This is a genomic window from Pseudoroseomonas cervicalis ATCC 49957, from assembly GCF_000164635.1.
GTDB lineage: Bacteria > Pseudomonadota > Alphaproteobacteria > Acetobacterales > Acetobacteraceae > Pseudoroseomonas > Pseudoroseomonas cervicalis.
In genome coordinates this window covers 278,739-281,389 of record NZ_GG770779.1, presented here as the reverse complement: position 1 = coordinate 281,389, position 2,651 = coordinate 278,739, and the positions used below count along the sequence as shown (strand labels likewise).

Annotated in this window: 2 protein-coding genes; both read left to right on the top strand. The window is 74.7% G+C overall.

The features are described 5' to 3' along the window. Positions 1–413 (top strand): hypothetical protein (locus HMPREF0731_RS12535; RefSeq protein ID WP_040613103.1); only part of this gene is annotated, 413 nt, incomplete at its 5' end. A gap of 25 nt (positions 414–438) precedes the next feature. Then, the coding region (locus tag HMPREF0731_RS25440) for an Ig-like domain-containing protein (RefSeq protein WP_007004512.1) at positions 439–2,651 on the top strand (2,213 nt) is incomplete at its 3' end.

The window sequence follows — 2,651 nt, the reverse complement described above, 5'->3', positions numbered from 1 at the left end:
TGCGCCTGGCCACGCTGGTCGATGACGGCGCGCCGCCCCGGCTGCGCGCCCTGCTCTCGGAGGCGGAGCTGCGCCGCGTGGCGCCCGGCGCCGCCATCACCTTCCTCCCCGAGGGCGACCCCGCCCGCGGCATCCCCGCCACGCTGCAGAGCATCGCCCCCGGCGCGCTCGCCACGCTGGAGCGCTGGCAGATCCTGGCCGAGCGGCATGGCGGCCCGGTGCCGGCCGATGCCGATGCGCGCGGCCGGCTGGTGCCGCGCCAGGCCCTCTATCCCGCCGAGGCGGTGGCCGACGCGCCCGCCCCCGGCCTCGCCACCCCCGGCACCGCCCTGATCGAGGGCGCGGCCGAATCCCTCGCCCGGCGCGCCTGGCGCCATGCCGCCGCGGTGCTGATCCGCGAAAGCGGCTTCTGAACAAAACGTCCCACGGAGCCCGACCATGACGCAGACGACCGGCCAGACCCCGCGCCCCTTCCGCCCGGTGTCGACCCTGCTGGCGCTGGAACCCCGGGCCATGTTCGACGCCGCCGCGGCGGTGACGGCCAAGGAGACGGAGCAGAAGCAGGCGGACACCCAGGCCAAGGCCAGCGACCTGTTCCACGACGTGGCGGACGCCGCCGAGGCGCCGCGCAGCCTGGTGGCGGTCGATCCGCGCGTGGCGAACGGGCTGGCGCTGGCGGAGCAGCTGGCGCCGGGGGCGGATGTGCTGATGCTCGACCCCGGGCAGGACGGCATCATCCAGGTGCAGGCGGCGCTGGCGATGGGCCAGCCCGTGGCGACGCTGCACATCCTGACGCATGGGCGCGACGGGGCCATCAGCCTGGGCGACACGCTGCTGGACGCCACCACGGCGGCGGCGCGGGCGGGCGACCTCGCCGGCTGGAGGGGCGGGCTGGCGCCGGGGGCGGATCTGCTGGTCTGGAGCTGCGAGGCGGCCGAGGGCGGCGCCGGCGCGCAGCTGATCGCGGCGCTGCGCAGCAGCACGGGGGCGGACATCGCCGCCTCCACCAACATGACCGGCGCGGGCGGCGATTTCGTGCTGGAGCAGGTGGTGGGCGAGGTGGACCCCACCATCCTGGAGCGCGCCGCCAGCCTGGCCTGGGCCGGCACGCTGAGCGTCACGGCGGCCCCCGCCATCACCGGCATCGCCGACGACACGGGCAGCTCCGCCGGCGACAACGTCACCAGCGACAACACCCCGACCATCCGCGGCACCGCCGCGGCGGGGGCGGAGGTGCGGCTCTACCGCGCCTCGGACAACGCGCTGATCACGCTGGTGACGGCCGATGGCAATGGCGAGTGGTCGGCGCAGCTCTCCGTCTTCGCGGTAGCGGACGGGGACTACACCGTCTATGCGCGGGCCAATGACGGCAGCGGGCTGAGCGCCGCTTCCGCCAGCTTCACCCTGACGGTGGATGTGGTGGCGCCGATCGCCCCGGTGATCAGCGGCATCAGCACCGATTCCGGCAGCAGCGCGACGGATGGCATCACCAACCAGAGCGCCGTCACGCTCTCCGGCACGGCCGAGGCGAACAGCCGGGTGGAGGTGCTGCAGGGCGGCGCCTCGATCGGCACGGTGGTGGCGGATGCGGGCGGCCACTGGAGCATCGGCGCCACCCTGGCCGAGGGCGGCAACAGCTTCACCGCGCGCGCCACCGACCTGGCCGGCAACACCGGCGTGCTGTCGGCCGCCTTTGCCGCCACGCTCGACACGGTGGCGCCGGCGGCGCCCAGCATCGCCGGCATCTCGCCCGACAGCGGCAGTTCCGCGACCGACAGGGTGACCTCGCAGGGCGGCATCGCCATCACCGGCACCGGGCCGGCCAGCGCCACCATCCGGCTCTACAGCGGCGGCACGCAGGTTGGCAGCACCACCTCCGATGCCTCCGGCAACTGGGTGATCAGCCTCGCCGGCACGCCGCTGGCCGAGGGCGCGCACAATCTGACGGCGCGCGCGACCGATGTCGCCGGCAATGAGGGGAGCGATTCCGCCACCGTCACCGTCGTGGTGGACAGCACCCCGCCGGCGGCGCCGGTGCTGACGGCGATCTCGCCCAACACCGCCGTGCTGCCGAACATGTTCTACACCAGCGCGCAGGCGCTGACCCTCTCCGGCACGGCGGAGGCGAACACCAGCGTCGCGGTGCTGCTCAACGGCAACGCCATCGGCAGCACCACGGCGGATGGCAATGGCGGCTGGTCGCTCGACATCAGCACGGTGCAGCTGCCGGCCGGGGTGGCGCAGTTCACCCTGCGCGCCACCGATGCCGCCGGCAATGTCGGCGACCTGTCCTCCGCCTATGCGGTGACGGTGGACCTGACCGGGACGGCGCCCGCCAGCGTCAGCGGCCCGTCGGGCGGAACCTATGCCGCCGGGCAGGCGCTCGATTTCAGCGTCACCTTCGGCGAGGCGGTGGTGGCCAGCGGCGGCACGCCGCGGCTGGCGCTGGATGTGGGCGGCGCCACGCGCTACGCCACGCTGCATGCGGGCAGCGGCACCAGCACGCTGGTCTTCCGCTACACCGTCCAGCCCGGCGACCTGGATGCGGACGGCCTCTCGGCCGCCGCCAGCCTCGACCTCAACGGCGCCACCCTGACCGACCTGGCTGGCAATGCGGCCACCACCAACCTCGCCGGGTTGCTGCCGCCGCT